Here is a 16,133-nt window from a genome sequence, read left to right on the forward strand (position 1 = left end):
TCTGCTTTTGAATCTGAAAAGGCTCTTTTCCATATTGAAATGTGCATGAACGAGTGGGGCTATAAGTCCGCTTTAGTTTCTGAATATTGTGATGCTGTACAACAAGAAAACGACAAGATGCGCGATTTGGGGATCGAAGAATGAAAAAGAATCCTGTTTGGTCTCTCAATGAATCTTTCTATGGTTCTTCTTTCGAAAAGTCAAAAACACCGAGTTTACAGTGGGGGTTGGAAATAAATCCTTTAAATACCCCCATTAATAAGATGGGGGTAACGGTATCGAATTCATGCACTCCACCTACGGATTCTGATATTCCATTCCCAACCGAATTTCCTACGCTTTATACGCATTTAGTTAAAACAAGTTCTGGCGTTAAAGAAGTTCCAGTACGTTTACCTGCTGATAATGAAATTGCAATTGTTGATTGGGTCAATTTTACGATTGGTCTTGAAACTTTAGGTTCTGCATTTTTTGAACCTGTAACCGATGAAAACATAGATGAAGTATGTCGTTCTGCAATTCATGTATTAGATGATCACCTCGAATATATTTTCGGTTTTTCATCTACTGCTAAAAATCAGTCAGGTCGTAACTTCTATAAACAGTCTTATGTACTTGGTCGTGATATGGGTCAAATCTGTATCGGTGGTCAACGAAATACAATCCTTGTAATGCTTTCAGGTAAAGGCTGTTCTTTTGCTTCCGAAGGTTGGGAAAGACGTTTATATACCTTCCTTACAACTATTGCTAAACGTCCAAAGCTGACCCGAATTGACTTGGCTCATGATGACTTTTCAGGTGAAAAGATCAGTGTTGATTGGGCTGAAGCTCAAGATACTAATTCAGAGAAGGGTACTGGTTTTCAAAATGGTGCTAGAAAACCGAATGTAGAGCATAAAGGAAACTGGAAGCGTCCTAATGGCCGTGGTCGTACTCTAAATATTGGTAGCCGTGAATCTGGAATGTATGTCCGTGTCTATGAAAAGGGTCGTGCGGAAGGTGATCCTGAAGATAACTGGCAACGTGCGGAAGTTGAATTTAAAGCATCTGATCGCATTCTTCCTTTTGAAATGCTTCTTGCACCTACCGAATATTTTATGGGTTCTTATCCGTGTTTTGCTGAATTAAAAAATGATTTGCAACCTGCAAAAATTGAAGCTCTAAAAAAGAATGCTTCTATCACGATGACAGCTGCACTGGCCATCATTAAGCACCAGTACGGAAAATATATAACCTTCTTTTCTAAAATTTTTGAAGATGCTGAGCTTATTCAGCTTATTTCACATAGTGATCAACTCGCCTTTCCAAAACGAATGGACAGCGCAATTTTAACTGCAATGAGGATGTAAAAATGACACAAAGCAAAGTAACTCTAGTTGGTGCTAAATCTACAGATTGGAAATCGGAAGACGGTCGTCATTACGATTATGTAAAGTTATTTGGAATTATTCCTTTAGATCTTTCGCAAGGTAATGCAGTCGGTCAGGGTGTAGTGGAATTTAAATGGCAGGATTCAAGAAATATCGTTCAGTTGCAAGGTCGTCAATTTCCGTTAGAAGCCATTTTAGAGCTTGATATGGTTTCGACTGGTAAAGAAATGAAGCAGGTTTTAACCAACGTTATTTTGCCGACTAAGTAACTATGAAAATTAAATCAGTGCATCAGATAGATATTGTTGATTGCCCGATCTGTTACGCGATTATTTATAAAGGCACTCTTTTTCAGCATGTTTCTGTTTGTACTGGTTAAGGATTTTAAGAAATGGACACTGATCAAACTACCCAACAACTAAATCAGTGTCTAATTGCACTAAGCAACGCTAACGTGCATTGGTGGGACGCTATGGCAATTACGCAATCTCAAGCTGACGCTTTTTCATTAGTAATAGTGAAATTGATGGCTGCTGCAATTGCGTATGCACTCATAGCGTACTTATTAAAAACTGCCTAAAGGGGGATTTCCAATGGGTGAATTACAAAACGTAGAGATTGAACAGCAACAAGTTCATCAAAAAACATGGTTTAAACGTCACTGTCCAACATTTGCCGCTGGTGCTGCTGCTGTTGCTGGTTCTATGGCCATTACTCAATCTGCAAATGCAGCTTTAGCAGCAACGATTTTGGAAGCTGTAACAGGTGAAATTACAGCAATTGGCAATTCACAAGAAGCAATTTACGGTCTGTTAGTTATTGTCTTAATTGGCTTCCTGATTTGGCGTTACAGCAAACGTACTGTCAATAGTGGTTAATGAAAATTGCCCTTGCCATTGCAGGGGCTTTTTTTACAACAACGAGCGTGCTCACCGTAACGCGGGTCACGCGAAAACGGGGAGAGCGCGAAGTGGAAGAAGCTTCTGTATTATTTTGGATTGAGCCGGCATGTTATTTTCTAATACTTTTTCTCATAGTCTTAAAAATATAACTTTTCCTTTTTTAAAAGTTCTACTTTCTTTTGTCCTTTATTTTAATTTAATAACTCAAGCCAATGCTGGAACTGTTGGCGGTTGGTCCATGGGTAATCCTGTTGCTCAAGGCGCTTCTACTGTCTATACAGGTACAAAAAATATTGTTTTAAACGGTGCTGATTACGTTAAAAAAGGCACTGCAATTATTGCTCCAACTGCTACTGGTGTTGCTAAAGTTCTTGCTCGTGGTGTTGCAGGTGTTGCTTTATCTGTCGCTGTTGAACAATTACTTGGTGCTGTAGATTGGGTTCTTGATCCTGCTAATAATCGTATTGTTTATTATGAAAATCCCGTTGCTTCTCCGTCTTCATGTAATCAGATTTTAGCATCTTCTGGCATGGGTCCTAATTGGCAAACGTCACTCGGTGTTACTTCAATTTCTTGTTCTGCAATTACATACGATAAAGCTTCTAATGTTTCTTGTTCAAAAATTACTTACACTTATAAAGATAAAAATACAGGTAAATCTATTACTATTAATTCAGGTAATTATTGTGTTTCGGGTCAATTAGTTAATGAGAGAGAAGAAAAATATCTACCTTTACCCGTTGTTGCTCAAAAAGTTATTTCAAATGCTGAATCTGGTGATACACGCGCACAAGTTGCTACTCTTGCTGCTGCTGCTGATATCGTTGCTGAAGCTGAAACTGATGATGCTAAGGCTCGTCCCATTGCCCAACAATTAGAATCTTCTTCAAAAACACAACCTGCAGATCAAGCTGCTGCTGATAAAGCCAATGAAGCTACTGGAACACAAACACAAAACCCAACAAAACCTGATACTACTGATTTAAAACTTGAATTTCCTATTTTCTGTAATTGGGCACCTATTGTTTGTGAAGCTGCTCAAAAAGTGATTTCTTTCCCTATAACACTTACACAATGGTGGGAAACTGGAAAAGAAAAAGCAGAAGGTTGGGCTACTTCAATTTCACAAGCTTGGGCTTCTACTAAAGAATATTTTAAAGAAGAAACCAAAGAAAAAGAAAATACAGAAGTTGATATTGAAGATATTCCAATCCCACAAAAGGGTGTAACTGTTTCCATTGGTGACAATACATGTCCCTCTATGCCAGTCAACATACATACACCTTTTAAAACGATTCAGTCTGACATAAGTCCTGTTTATCTTTGTCAAATTGCTACTGGCATGAAAGCTTTCTTTATTGCTCTAGGCTTTTTTACTGCCTCTCTTATTGTCGGTAGGAGAAATTAATGTCTTTTTGGTCAGCTTTAGCTTCTGTCACTAAATCATCACAAGATGGATGGTTATCACGCGTTCTTACTGGTGCAGGCATTTCTGTAGCTTCTTTTGCCCTTCATAGCCTTTTATTAGAACAATACATAAATGACTACGTTAATTCACTTTCAGGTGTTTCGGGGTTTGGTGCAAGCCTCATACATATGAGTGGCTTGGATATTTATATACAGATTGTTTTAACAGCCCTTATTGCTGCAATGGCTCAAAACTCATCACAATTATTTTTAAAGGCTCGCTCATGATAAATCTAGTGACTGCTCCTCCAGGCGTTGGCAAAACTCTTTATGCAACAATGCAACTTATTAAAGCCCATGAATTAAATCAGGCTAATTTACCTAAAGCACGTGATTACTATATTCATAACCTTGAATTGCTCGCAAAAAATCTTGATAAAAAACTCGTTGTTGATCTTGTTGAATTTAAAGGTAATCAAAACCTATTTGCTGAATTACGGCTTGCTTTGCAAGCATATGATGGCAAAGAAATAACACTTGATGAATATTTTACCTGTTTTAATCATTATGATTTCACAGATTTTTATTCTGAAAAGGTCACACCAAAACATTATTATCTTTCTACTTCTTATAATTTGATTGCTAACTTCGTCAATAAAACGACTGGCCTTAGCTTCAAAATGATTCCTCCAGTACGTCAGATTTATTCTGATATTAATGGGCTTCGTGTAGAAGATGTTTTGCATAGTCCTGATGATTGGCGTGAATGTCCTGACGGTTCAATTATCTTTTATGATGAAGTACAAAACCGTCCGATTTATAAAAATACCAAAGCAAAGAATCCAATCATTGAGGATCTGACTGTACATCGTCACCGTGGCTTTGATATTTGGTTTATCACACAATTTCCTATTTTGATTCATACAGAAGTTCGTGCTGTAGTTGGTCAACATTTTCATTTATTCAGACCTTGGGGATTACCTCAAGCTTATGTTCATGTCTGGTCTTATTCCGTTGTTGATCCCAATTCATTCTCTAAAAAACGTGCTGCTGAGCGTACCTTTCGATTTTCTTATCCTAAGAAAGTTTTCAAGATGTATACCTCATCAACTATGCACACTCATAAGATCAATTTACCTAAAAAATTGCTGCTTTATGGCTTCGGTCTTTTAATAGGTATTGTTATGATGTATCGCGGATTTTCAGGGGGTACTATTTTTAATGAAGGTACAGACAATAAAAAGCCTGAAACTGCTCAAACTTCTGGAATTATGCAAAAAGTTGATACTGCAAAACAATCCAATCCTTATGCTAAACCGAATGACACTTTGAGTTTAGAGTGTCGTAAAGCAGTTAATGTTGAAAAACCTGAATGCGTTGAATGGTTCAATAATCTTTCAAAAAATGGTTCATCTGTAAATTCTACAGGTTCAGTTGTACAAGCTGTCTCTTATAATCCAAGTAAGCCTTATGATTTCGATTATCAGCCACAAGTTACACCTACTGATTTTCCTAGAATGTCAGGTGTTATGAAGCTCTCTAGTGGTAAATTAATGGCCCTTGATCAGCAAGGCAATTACATGCAAAACGTATCACAACAAGATTGTCAGAAGTGGCTTAATGGTTATCGACCTTTTAATTACTTTGCACAAAACCAAACCCAACAGAGGGAACGGAGTGTTCCCGAACAGCCGCAAATGAATCCTGAAACTTCTTCTCTCTGATTACAAGCTCCCTTGTAATTCTAAAACTTAGAGTGAAAGCACCGTAGCTTGCGTAGGTGCTACAAATGGCAAGTGAGGGGTGGAAAGGTTAGCTTGATCGAGTGATGATTTTTTTAATTCTGGTAAGTTAATGAACATATATGCATTAATAAGATGCAGGTAAAGATCACTGGAGAGATCAATGCAACAAGAATATATAGATCAGGCTTTAGTGGTTGCAGATTCTTTTTATAATTTGGGATTTGCTCAAGGTCTAGCTTTCGGTATTTTTATTGCTTTTATGGTCTACATTAAAGTATCAGACTGATTTCGTATAATATAGATTATGTTAAATTGAGTGCACTTTAAAGAGGTCGTTTTCTTATAGCTTTTTAAAGGTAGCAGATATTAAAAAGCTTTCTTTGAATTATTAATTATTTGAAATATTTTATTCATCAGAGCTGTTGTAAATAGCAATATAAGCTGTAATTTTCTATGTTAATTACATTTAAATTCCAACCCTCTCATTTTTCAACTAGCTCAGGTTATAATAATGGCCTTCCAAAATATGGTTAATCTATTATGAACACCCCCAATGACCCTTTACACGGCAAAAAACTTGCTGACATTTTGGATGAATTATTGGATTACTACGGTGGCTTTGAAGGCTTAAATCGTAAAATTGAAATTAGATGTTTTTGCATAGATCCAAGTGTTAAATCATCATTGCGATTCTTACGTACCACACCATGGGCACGTGAAAAAGTAGAAAGCTTATATTTGTATGTCTTACGCCAAAAAGCCAAACAGAAATCGTAGCTATCAAAACCCTAGCCTCAGCATAATATTTTATACCAAATAGTAAACTACACTTATTGAATAGCCACCGATTTTGTAGACACCTTTTAATTAGTGGTGGACTGCCACCACTCTCCTAGACAAATTTGATCTATTCTTAAGACATTTTTAGTCGAAAAATATATGTATTTAACTAGGTTCATGAAGCAAGGATTTTATAAACTAGTAATTTAATCGTCTAAGTTATTAAAATTATTGTTAATTAAATATAATTTTAAATATGAACTAAACTTTAGGGAAACATCAGTTAAATGAGATACACCACGCCATAACTTCATGTAGCTTCTACTTTGCTTAGATTTCAATAACTTAATTTAGTACCTAATTACTTTTAAATTGTGATATGTCGACCTGTGAAATACCTCATATATATCTTTACTGTAATTTATTGAAATATCCAACAAGCGTTTTTCATTTTGAATTAAAAGCTCCAGAGATATTCGATTTTTACTCTTAAAATATTTATAGATTGTGCCTTTTGCCATATCTACTTCTTTTGCTAAATCATCAATAATAATTTCCTGATAATTATCAATTATAAGCCTTTCTGCTACCTCCATAATTTTTTGTTTATTTAATATAATTTTTTGATTTTCCACTGAACTCATATAATTTATCCCTGATAATTCTTACAAAATTAGGGTTATTTTAGTCCAGTGAATCCTATCTGATTGAGATAAAAATGACAGCTCATTAGAAGACCTATACGTATTCCGCATAGGCCTAAAGATCATCTAAAGAAGCTTGATTTTATAAAAAGATAGAACCCACACTAAATTAACTTCTAGTTAAAATTATCTTAAAAATCATAAATTGCGGTGAAATTCACCCGGTTATCTATACCTTTCTGATCGGCAAAAGTTTTTCGTTCACCATACATATATTCAATCCCCAAATTGATAGGTTTAACGGGGTTATAGAACATATTGATCCAACCTTCTTTTAGCTCTTTGTTTTGAGTTGGATCATTACCTACTAACGCTGCAAAACTGTTGTCATTATTCGCTTTCATATAACCAAACCCTAAGGTAGAACGAATTTTGGGGCTAATCTGCTGTGTTAATCCTAAAGTGACTGTATCAAATTCATTCGGTTTCATCTTATTATTGGCATCGAAGACATAGGCATAATTGGACCAGAGTACATTTTTGGTATCACCTTTGATGTGGTTATAATCAAAACGCACTAATGTTGTGTCTGTAACCTGATATTTTCCGCCTAATGCAGCCCCCCACGCCAAGAAATCATCATTTCCTTCATGATTGGTCGATTTTTCGGTTAAAAACATCCGTCCTGAAAGTGCAGCACCATTATCAAACTTATAGTTCAACCGGCCGACCGCAGAAGGAAGTTTCAATTTCGCCTGAGCATCCGTGGTGAATCCTTGGGTGCCTGAGGTTGTCATCGTTTCAGCTTTAGAATCCTCTAAGCTAAAGGCAAGATTCATATTTTTATCTACGGGATAGCTGAATTTTAGTTGTGGAACACGGGTTAACGATCCTCCCAAAGATAAAGAAGCATCCACAGTTTCCGGGAAATATTCAATTGCATTGAAGTTTGACCAGGTTTGACCAATGAGCCACTGATCATAAGTTAAATAGGCATGACGGATACGGAAGGAATCCCGTCCAGCCCCTCCAAAAAAATCCATTTCGACTTTACCGCCAACGCTGTGTTCACCCATTTTTGGCGTTTTAAAATTAAAGCCGAATCGCGTTGCACTTAAGGTGCTTTGAAATTTATCTGAGTTATTTCTTTCATTGACACTGCCTTCTAAAGGTACCGCACTAATATAGTTATACATGGTGCTTGGCCCTTTGAACTGATAACTCGCATCCGCACGAACGTTCCCATACAATTCAAATTCAGCTCCCCCTTTGCTCAACAACTGTTTGAATTGCTCAGGCTGAGACGGTTTTTCTGCTGGTCTTTGTATTAGTGTTGGCAGCTCGGCAGAAATTTTTTCACTGGCTTGGCTTTGCTGCTGCATTAAAGTCTGCAATTCCTGAACTTGCTTTTGCAAATGGGCCACCTGTTCTTCCAGGGTCATTGCCGCATAGTTTGAAGTCGTAATCATTAATATAGCGAGACCAAGTGCAGGTTGAGCCATGTGAGCTAAATATTTTTTCATTGTTAAATTCCCTTTTTGTTCTAGATTTATCAAATTTTCCTTATTGAAAATCTATTTTTAAAGATGCAGTACTTCCTTGATCAATATCAGCAGAGATATTTATCCAGGATAAGTTTTTTATTCATTCTTAAATCTAATACTTTTTATACTTGTGCACTTTGCAGCAACAAGTCACGAAGTTTAAATTTTTGAATTTTGCCGGAAGGCGTCATGGGTATGTCCTCCCATATTTCCAAACGCTCTGGCAAATACTGATTGGCCAGATTATGCATTTTCAAGAAATCGATAAGATCCTTTAACACAATTTGGTCAGCACCTTCTTTTAGCTTCACAATTGCACAGGCTTTTTCACCCATTCTATCGTCTGGATAAGGGACTAAAGCGACGGTGGCAACAGCTGGATGTAAATAAATTAATGATTCCACTTCGGCAACGGGAATATTTTCACCGCCCCGAATAATGACATCCTTTTTACGGCCAGCAATACGGATATAGCCCTGTTCGTCCTGATAAGCGATGTCACCCGTGTCAAACCAATCTTCTCCGTTAGTTTCATTTAAATGAGGACGCTTCAGATAGCCGCCAAAATTCGAGCAACTGCGAATCATCAGCGTGCCCGATTGATGCGGTGCTAGTACCTCACCATGATCATCCACAATTTTAACTTCAACCCCGGGAAGTGGTAGTCCATCCGTATTAAATGAACGCTCGTCATCATCTTCTGGGCAAGTCGTCGTTACAGCACCACACTCGGTCATGCCCCAAGCTGAAATGACTTTAACCCCCATGTTTTGACGTGCTTTTTGAACCAAGGTACTTGGAATGGGCGCTCCCGCACATAGGAACAACTTCAAGCTATCTAACGATTGATGGGTATCTACTACCGCTTCAGATAAATCATTTAAAAATGGGGTAGAAGCCATGGTAAATGTAACTTTATGCTTATGAATTAAATCAATGGCAGTATTTACCTCCCAAACATCCTGTAATACGGCTTTGGCTTTTAACAAAACCGGCATAATTAGGCCGTACATAAAGCCGGTTTGGTGCGCCATTGGCGAACCCATAAAAATCACATCGTCTTTGCTTAAATGTAAACGCTTGGCATAGGGTACAATATTGGCAAATAAGGTATTCGCTGAATGCATTACCCCTTTAGGTTCGCCTGTAGTACCTGAAGTAAACACCAGTTGAGCAATATCATCCGCCGTAATCGTGACATCATTTAGGGTATTTAAGATTTGCGGGTCATTATCCAGCCCGTGATTGAGTAATAATTTTTCAAAACTATTCTCGCCCTCTCCACCCACGACGACGACGTGCTCTAGGCTTTCAGTATTTTTCTGTAATTGATAGGCCAGTTTTTCATGATCAAACTTGCGAAAGACTTTAGGGACAATGAACACTTTACTTTCAGTATGTTTCAACATAAATGAAAGTTCGCGCTCTCTAAAAATTGGCATGAGCGGATTAAGGATGGCGCCTATACGACGACAAGCGATATACAATAAAGTGAACTCCCACCAATTGGGTAACTGGCAAGAGACAACATCTTGCTTTTGAACACCTAAACGCTTCAGTCCCAAGGAAATTTTATTGGCAGTATGCAGCATTTCCCGATAGGTAAAGCTTTTTTCAGATTGATCTTCAGTTTTATAACTAACCAATGCCACTTTATCAGGATATTGCTGTACCGCTTCATTCAGTGACTGAAGAATGGTTTTATTTAACCAATAGCCTTGTTGCAACATTTCTTCCCGACGTGGGGGTAAAAGAACCGCATCGAAATCCATTTCATAACTCCAATTTATAATTATCCAATTGTTCTCTTTGTTAAATCACACAATAGACGTCAGCCATCAAATTGCAGATCCAAATTTTCCAGATTGCTCAAATCGCTATTTGAACAATCTGAACGATTGATTACGAATGATGGTGATGCGTTGGTTTTAAGCGGGTACCGCTTTGCGTCCTGCTTTTTTACGCGCAATAATGGTTTTCATGATTTGTGCTGTACCATCCCCAATCTGGAAGCCCAATACATCACGCATGCGTTGTTCGATCACACCACGGTCATAACCGGCATGACCAAAGGTTAGCAAGCATTGATGAATCACGTCATAAGCCAGTTTCGGTCCCCACCACTTACACATCCCGGCTTCGGAAGTGTGCGGTAAGTCATGATCTTTTAGCCATAAGGTTTGCAAGCAGAGTAAACGTGCCGCTTCTACCTGAGTTTCATACTCGGCCAAGGGATGCGACACCCCTTGGAAAGCCGTGAGAGGCTGGCCAAACGCTTGACGTTGTGCCGCATATTCCCAAGCTTCATCCAGACTGACACGAGCCACCGCCAAAACCTGCAACCCAATCAAGGCACGTGAAAAGTCAAAACCTTGCATGACTTGAACAAAGCCCTTATTTTCATCACCAAGACGGTGATTCACAGGGACACGCACATTATCAAAAAAGATAGAACCGCGCCCAATCGCACGCTGCCCATGACAGTCAAACCGTGTCGTGGTAATACCCGGCAGATTCATGGGAACCAGTACCGCTGTGACGCCATGTGCACCTGATTCTACCGTTCCGGTACGACCAAAAATCACCGAAGCATCCGCCTGATCGGCAGCTGAAATCGAGGTCTTTTCACCATTTAAAATATATTCATCACCATCACGTTCGATTTTCAAGCGTAGACCACCCGCATCCGAGCCCCCACGTGGCTCAGTTAAACCAATCGAAAAGATCGCTTCACCCGCGGTGAGTTTTTTCAGCCAAGGTTCAACCACTTCAGGTTCACCATGTTCAGCCAAAATTTGGCCGTTTAAAGAAGCCAGTAAATTAATATATGAAAAGCTCAGATCAGCTTTGGCTACCGCTTCATGAATTATGCCAGCAGCCAGACGCCCCATGCCTTGACCACCATATTGCTCAGGTAGCTCAGGGGCAATAAAACCCATTTCACCCATTTTTTTGACCAGATCACGGTCAAAGTTACGACTTTGATCACGCGCTAAAAATCCTGGAGCAATATATTTTTGCGCAAACTTATCTGCTGTTTCTGCTAAAAACTCTAAATCTTCGGTAATGTAAGGATTTTTACTCATGCGATTACTCCTTACTTAAAGAATTTACGGAATTCTGGTTTGCGTTTTTCTTTCAATGCATTTACGCCTTCACGTGATTCTTCAGTGTCGTAATACAGTTTCAAGGCATACATGCCCATGCCGGCAATACCTGCTTGATGTGCAGTATCCATATTGAAACTGCGTTTTGCGATTGCGAGGGCTGTAGGGCTGCGTTCGCACAGTTCTTCACCCCAGGCTTGTACTTCTGCATCTAACTGATCTGCCGGAACGCACTTATTTGCTAAGCCAATTTCAACAGCTTCCTGGCCTGAATAACGACGACACATGTACCACATTTCACGTGCCTTTTTCTCACCCACCACACGAGCGAGGAAAGCGGTACCATAACCTGGATCAACTGACCCCATTTTTGGGCCAACTTGACCAAAAATGGCTTTCTCGGAACAAATCGTTAAATCGCAAATGGTTGCCAATACATTACCGCCACCAATGGCATAGCCCTGCACGCGCGCAATCACTGGTTTTGGCACATCACGAATTGCCGTATGCATTTCTTCCATCGGTAAGCCAATGGTGCCACGACCATCATAATTGCCATTGTGGGCAGATTGGTCTCCACCCGTACAGAAGGCTTTTTCACCCGCACCTGTCAGGACAATTGCCCCCACGTCACGGTCATAACCCGCCTTATTCAGTGCGCGGATAATTTCATCACAGGTTTGACCACGGAAAGCATTCATTTTTTCAGGGCGGTTAATCGTAATCCAAGCAACGCCATTTTTTACTTGGTACAAAATATCTTCAAAATTCATTGTCTTTTCCTTTCCTTGAAAACTGCAATTGACAGTTTAATTTTATTTTTTATTCCTGTTAAAGGCTTAGATCCCTTAACCATTCATTGTTAGACCGCCAGATACACTCAATACTTGACCTGTAATAAAGCTGGCATCATCACTTAAGAAAAAAGCGATAGATGATGCAAGATCATCAGGTTGGCCTAAACGACCTAAAGGAATAGCACGAGTAAACGCTTCACGGAGTTTTTCTGGATTTGAAGCACCTTCAGTCACACCTGCCAATAACGCCGTGTCTGTTGGGCCTGGGCAAATAACATTCACAGTAATGTTATTGCGAGAATGTTCACGAGCTAAGGTTTTAGAGAAAGCCAGCAAGCCACCTTTACATGCTGCATATACAGCTTCCCCGGATGAGCCTACACGCGCAGCATCAGAGGCAATATTGACAATGCGCCCCTTATTGCGCTCTACCATGCCTTTTAGCACCGCATGATGCATATTCAACATGCCTACTAAATTAATTTGAATCAGTTTTTCCCATTCATCTGGAGTAGATTTAATGAATGGCTTAAAAATGTCCCAACCTGCGTTATTTACCAAACCATCGATTGGGCCAAGTTCAGATTCAGTAATAACAATCGATTGATCAACAACTTCTTTATTTGTGATATCACAATGCACTGCAAGGGCTATACCGCCAGCATTTTTAATATCATCCACTACCCGCTGTGCAGCTTCTAAATTCATATCAAATACCGCAACCTTTGCACCCTCTTGAGCTAATCGTTTACAAGTCGCGCCACCAATACCACCCGCACCACCCGTTACAATAATTACCTGATCCTTGAGCCCTTGCATACCGCTATCCTTTTTGGTGTTATTCAAAATAATGATTCTTCGTTCATAATTCCAACATAGACAAAAAGGAAAATAATTTCAATTATCAAATATGATATTTCGCGATGCGAAATATAACGAAAAAGAAATAAATTAAACTAACATATTGTTAATTATAATTTTATACAAATTAAAACCATCAATAATGAAATATTTAGTTACATATTTTAATAGAAAGTAAATTAAAAGCTAAAGTTTGATTTAAAATTAACTTTAAAACGTAAATAGATGGAAAGAAACAAAGCTTATTTTAAGTATATATTTTGCAATACGAAATTTTATTACTAATAAAAACACACTTTAATGATAAAAGTTGAAATAAAAAGGCATTACATGCTGATGTAATGCCTTGGAGAATAAAAGTTGAGTCAAACCGACATATTGCCTTTATGAAGCAACAATAAAAATGTTTTTATATTTTTTATTCTGCATTAATTACAAAATGCAGCAATCCCGGTCTGTGCACGACCCAGAATCAAAGCATGCACATCATGAGTACCTTCATAGGTATTCACTACTTCCAAATTCACCAGATGACGTGCCACACCAAACTCGTCGCTAATCCCATTACCACCAAGCATGTCACGTGCCAGTCGTGCAATATCCAGTGCCTTGCCACAGTTATTGCGTTTGATCAGCGAGGTTCCTTCCACCGAAGCAATACCTTCATCTTTCATACGGCCAAAACGGAGGGCCACTTGCAGGCCCAAGGCAATTTCAGTCTGCATGTCAGCCAGTTTTTTCTGAATCAGCTGATTCGCCGCCAATGGACGGCCAAACTGTTTACGGTCCATGGTGTATTGATGTGCGGTATGCCAGCAGAACTCTGCTGCACCCATTGCACCCCAGGCAATGCCATAACGTGCACTGTTCAAGCAGGTAAATGGGCCGCGTAAACCACGGATTTCCGGGAAGGCATTTTCTTCAGGCACAAAGATATTGTCCATCACGATTTCGCCGGTGATTGAAGCACGTAAACCGACCTTGCCGTGAATCGCTGGGGCAGAAAGCCCTTCCCAGCCTTTTTCCAGAATAAAGCCGCGGATCTCGCCGACATTGCCCTCTTTGGATACTTCTTTGGCCCAGACTACAAAGACATCGGCAATCGGGCTGTTGGTAATCCACATTTTCGCGCCCGATAAACGATATCCTCCGTCGACCTTTTTGGCTCGGCTAATCATGCTGCCCGGGTCAGAACCATGATCAGGCTCGGTAAGCCCGAAACAGCCGATGTATTCACCGCTCGCCAGTTTGGGCAAATACTTCTGCTTCTGTTCTTCAGAACCAAATTCATTGATCGGTACCATCACCAGCGAGCTTTGTACACTGGCCATGGAACGGTAGCCCGAATCGACATATTCAATTTCACGTGCCACCAGGCCATAACTGACATAGTTCAAGCCTGCACCGCCGTAGGCTTCCGGAATGGTTGGGCCCAGCAGACCTAACTCGCCCATTTCACGAAAGATGGAAGCATCAGTTTGTTCATGACGGAACTGTTCCAGTACCCGCGGCAACAATTTGTCCTGACAATAGGCATGGGCGGAATCGCGGATCATGCGCTCTTCTTCTGTCAGTTGCTGCTCGATTAAAAATGGGTCTTGCCAGTTAAACTTTGCTGTTTTCATGAGTCATCCTTAAATCTAATATTTAATATTTAATATTTATGCAGTTGCCTTTTTAATCATGTCACGCGCAATAATAATTTGCTGAATCTGTGTCGTTCCTTCATACAAGCGGAAAAGACGTACATCACGGTAAAAGCGCTCTATCGAATATTCACTGATATAGCCTGCACCACCGTGGATTTGCAAACAACGGTCTGCAACACGGCCACACATTTCCGTGGCAAACATTTTTGCACATGAAGCTTCGGTACTGATGTTTTCACCTAAATCACGACGTCGCGCTGCATCCAATACCATACATTTCGCTGCATAAATTTCAGTTTTAGAATCGGCCAACATAGCTTGAATCAATTGAAAATTTGCAATTGGCTGGCCAAATTGCTTACGTTCAATCGCATAATTCAAAGCATCATCCAGCATTCGTTCCGCCATACCGGTACTGTAAGCAGCAATATGTAAACGCCCCTTATCCAAAACTTTCATGGCAGTTTTAAACCCGACACCTTCGACACCGCCAATCAATTGATCTTTATGCACTCGGCAATTATCAAAAATTACATCACAGGTATATGAACCTTTTTGACCCATTTTTTTATCGATTTTTCCCAGTGACAAACCTTCTGTTCCCGCTTCCACGAGGAAAGCAGAGATTGCAGAAGCACCTTTGATTTCAGGATTGGTTCGCGCCATAACAGTAAAGGTCTGCGCTCGCGGCGCATTGGTAATAAAGCGTTTAGTGCCATTCAAAATATAATAGTCACCCTCTTTAACCGCTGAGGTTTTTAAGGCTGCGGCATCAGATCCTGAATCTGGTTCAGTTAAGCAAAATGAACCGATAATTTCACCACTGGCATAACGCGGAAGATACTTGTGCTTTTGCTCATCCGTGCCATCAATAATAATACCACTTGACCCAATACCGTTATTGGTACCAATTAAAGAACGAAATGCAGCCGATGTATGCCCCAATTCAAAGGCCACTTGAACCTCTTCTTCCATGGTAATGCCTAGCCCCCCAAACTCCTCAGGAATGGTTAAGCCAAACAACCCCATTTCCCGCATTTGTTGCACAATATGTTCTGGAATGGCATCCGTTTCATCTACTTCATGCTCTAAAGGTCTTAATACATTTTGAACAAAATCACGCAGGGTGGATAACAATTGTTCTAACATCTGTTCGTCACGAATCATTTTTTTCCTACTCCATTTGAGGATTAGATGTCCTTAAATTTTATTTAATCTTAGAATTAATTTCATTATGCGAAATACATTATCAATTTAATCCAATCCTGACAATATAAATATAGAAATTTAACAGAATAATCCTTAAAACCCCCCGAATACACCTCTA

General features: G+C 39.5%; 16 protein-coding genes. 8 read left to right on the forward strand and 8 right to left on the reverse strand.

Going from position 1 to position 16,133, the window contains the following annotated elements; all coding sequences use genetic code 11:
- Window positions 1-140 precede the first annotated feature (140 nt).
- The 8 genes from E0H80_RS08305 (at window position 141) to E0H80_RS08335 (ending at window position 6,201) form a co-directional block, all read left to right on the forward strand.
- Complete coding sequence (locus tag E0H80_RS08305) at window positions 141-1,349, forward strand: replication initiation factor domain-containing protein (RefSeq protein ID WP_131364851.1); 1,209 nt, start codon at window positions 141-143, stop codon at window positions 1,347-1,349.
- A gap of 2 nt (window positions 1,350-1,351) precedes the next feature.
- Window positions 1,352-1,639, forward strand: a complete 288-nt coding sequence (locus E0H80_RS08310; RefSeq protein ID WP_131364853.1) for a hypothetical protein — start codon at window positions 1,352-1,354, stop codon at window positions 1,637-1,639.
- 324 nt (window positions 1,640-1,963) lie between these two features.
- Complete coding sequence (locus tag E0H80_RS08315) at window positions 1,964-2,248, forward strand: hypothetical protein (RefSeq protein WP_131364855.1); 285 nt, start codon at window positions 1,964-1,966, stop codon at window positions 2,246-2,248.
- Window positions 2,249-2,378: 130 nt separating this feature from the next.
- Window positions 2,379-3,680, forward strand: coding sequence for a hypothetical protein (locus E0H80_RS08320; RefSeq protein ID WP_131364857.1), 1,302 nt, complete (start codon window positions 2,379-2,381; stop codon window positions 3,678-3,680).
- Window positions 3,680-3,967 carry a DUF2523 domain-containing protein gene (locus E0H80_RS08325; RefSeq protein ID WP_131364859.1) on the forward strand — a complete coding sequence of 96 codons (288 nt, stop codon included), beginning with the start codon at window positions 3,680-3,682 and terminating at the stop codon, window positions 3,965-3,967. The genes E0H80_RS08320 and E0H80_RS08325 overlap by 1 nt, the downstream gene beginning before the upstream one ends.
- A gap of 8 nt (window positions 3,968-3,975) precedes the next feature.
- Window positions 3,976-5,403 carry a zonular occludens toxin domain-containing protein gene (locus E0H80_RS08330; protein ID WP_165494298.1) on the forward strand — a complete coding sequence of 476 codons (1,428 nt, stop codon included), beginning with the start codon at window positions 3,976-3,978 and terminating at the stop codon, window positions 5,401-5,403.
- 181 nt (window positions 5,404-5,584) lie between these two features.
- The gene (locus tag E0H80_RS17005) at window positions 5,585-5,710 is read left to right on the forward strand and encodes a hypothetical protein (protein WP_265937225.1); all 126 of its coding nucleotides are present in this window, start codon (window positions 5,585-5,587) and stop codon (window positions 5,708-5,710) included.
- Window positions 5,711-5,964: 254 nt separating this feature from the next.
- Entirely contained in the window at window positions 5,965-6,201 is a 237-nt protein-coding gene (locus E0H80_RS08335; protein ID WP_004649279.1) for a VF530 family DNA-binding protein, read from the forward strand.
- A 353-nt stretch (window positions 6,202-6,554) separates the two neighbouring features.
- Here E0H80_RS08335 and E0H80_RS08340 read toward each other — a convergent pair whose 3' ends face one another.
- The 8 genes from E0H80_RS08340 to E0H80_RS08375 all read right to left on the reverse strand — a co-directional run bounded on the left by E0H80_RS08340 (window position 6,555) and on the right by E0H80_RS08375 (window position 15,973).
- Window positions 6,555-6,848, reverse strand: coding sequence for a TetR/AcrR family transcriptional regulator (locus E0H80_RS08340; protein WP_131364863.1), 294 nt, complete (start codon window positions 6,846-6,848; stop codon window positions 6,555-6,557).
- A 191-nt stretch (window positions 6,849-7,039) separates the two neighbouring features.
- Window positions 7,040-8,371, reverse strand: a complete 1,332-nt coding sequence (locus E0H80_RS08345) for a DcaP family trimeric outer membrane transporter (protein ID WP_131364865.1) — start codon at window positions 8,369-8,371, stop codon at window positions 7,040-7,042.
- 143 nt (window positions 8,372-8,514) lie between these two features.
- Window positions 8,515-10,164, reverse strand: a complete 1,650-nt coding sequence (gene aliA, locus E0H80_RS08350) for a cyclohexanecarboxylate-CoA ligase (RefSeq protein ID WP_131364867.1) — start codon at window positions 10,162-10,164, stop codon at window positions 8,515-8,517.
- 156 nt (window positions 10,165-10,320) lie between these two features.
- On the reverse strand, window positions 10,321-11,478 hold the full coding sequence (aliB, locus tag E0H80_RS08355; RefSeq protein WP_131364869.1) for a cyclohexanecarboxyl-CoA dehydrogenase: 1,158 nt from the start codon (window positions 11,476-11,478) through the stop codon (window positions 10,321-10,323).
- Between the two features lie 11 nt (window positions 11,479-11,489).
- Window positions 11,490-12,272, reverse strand: a complete 783-nt coding sequence (gene badI, locus E0H80_RS08360) for a 2-ketocyclohexanecarboxyl-CoA hydrolase (protein ID WP_131364871.1) — start codon at window positions 12,270-12,272, stop codon at window positions 11,490-11,492.
- Between the two features lie 75 nt (window positions 12,273-12,347).
- Entirely contained in the window at window positions 12,348-13,115 is a 768-nt protein-coding gene (gene badH / locus E0H80_RS08365; protein WP_131364873.1) for a 2-hydroxycyclohexanecarboxyl-CoA dehydrogenase, read from the reverse strand.
- A gap of 470 nt (window positions 13,116-13,585) precedes the next feature.
- On the reverse strand, window positions 13,586-14,782 hold the full coding sequence (locus tag E0H80_RS08370; RefSeq protein WP_131364875.1) for an acyl-CoA dehydrogenase: 1,197 nt from the start codon (window positions 14,780-14,782) through the stop codon (window positions 13,586-13,588).
- A gap of 36 nt (window positions 14,783-14,818) precedes the next feature.
- Window positions 14,819-15,973 carry an acyl-CoA dehydrogenase family protein gene (locus tag E0H80_RS08375; RefSeq protein ID WP_131364877.1) on the reverse strand — a complete coding sequence of 385 codons (1,155 nt, stop codon included), beginning with the start codon at window positions 15,971-15,973 and terminating at the stop codon, window positions 14,819-14,821.
- Window positions 15,974-16,133 lie beyond the last annotated feature (160 nt).

It is taken from the genome of Acinetobacter sp. ANC 4779 (genome assembly GCF_004331055.1).
In the GTDB taxonomy this organism is placed as follows: domain Bacteria; phylum Pseudomonadota; class Gammaproteobacteria; order Pseudomonadales; family Moraxellaceae; genus Acinetobacter.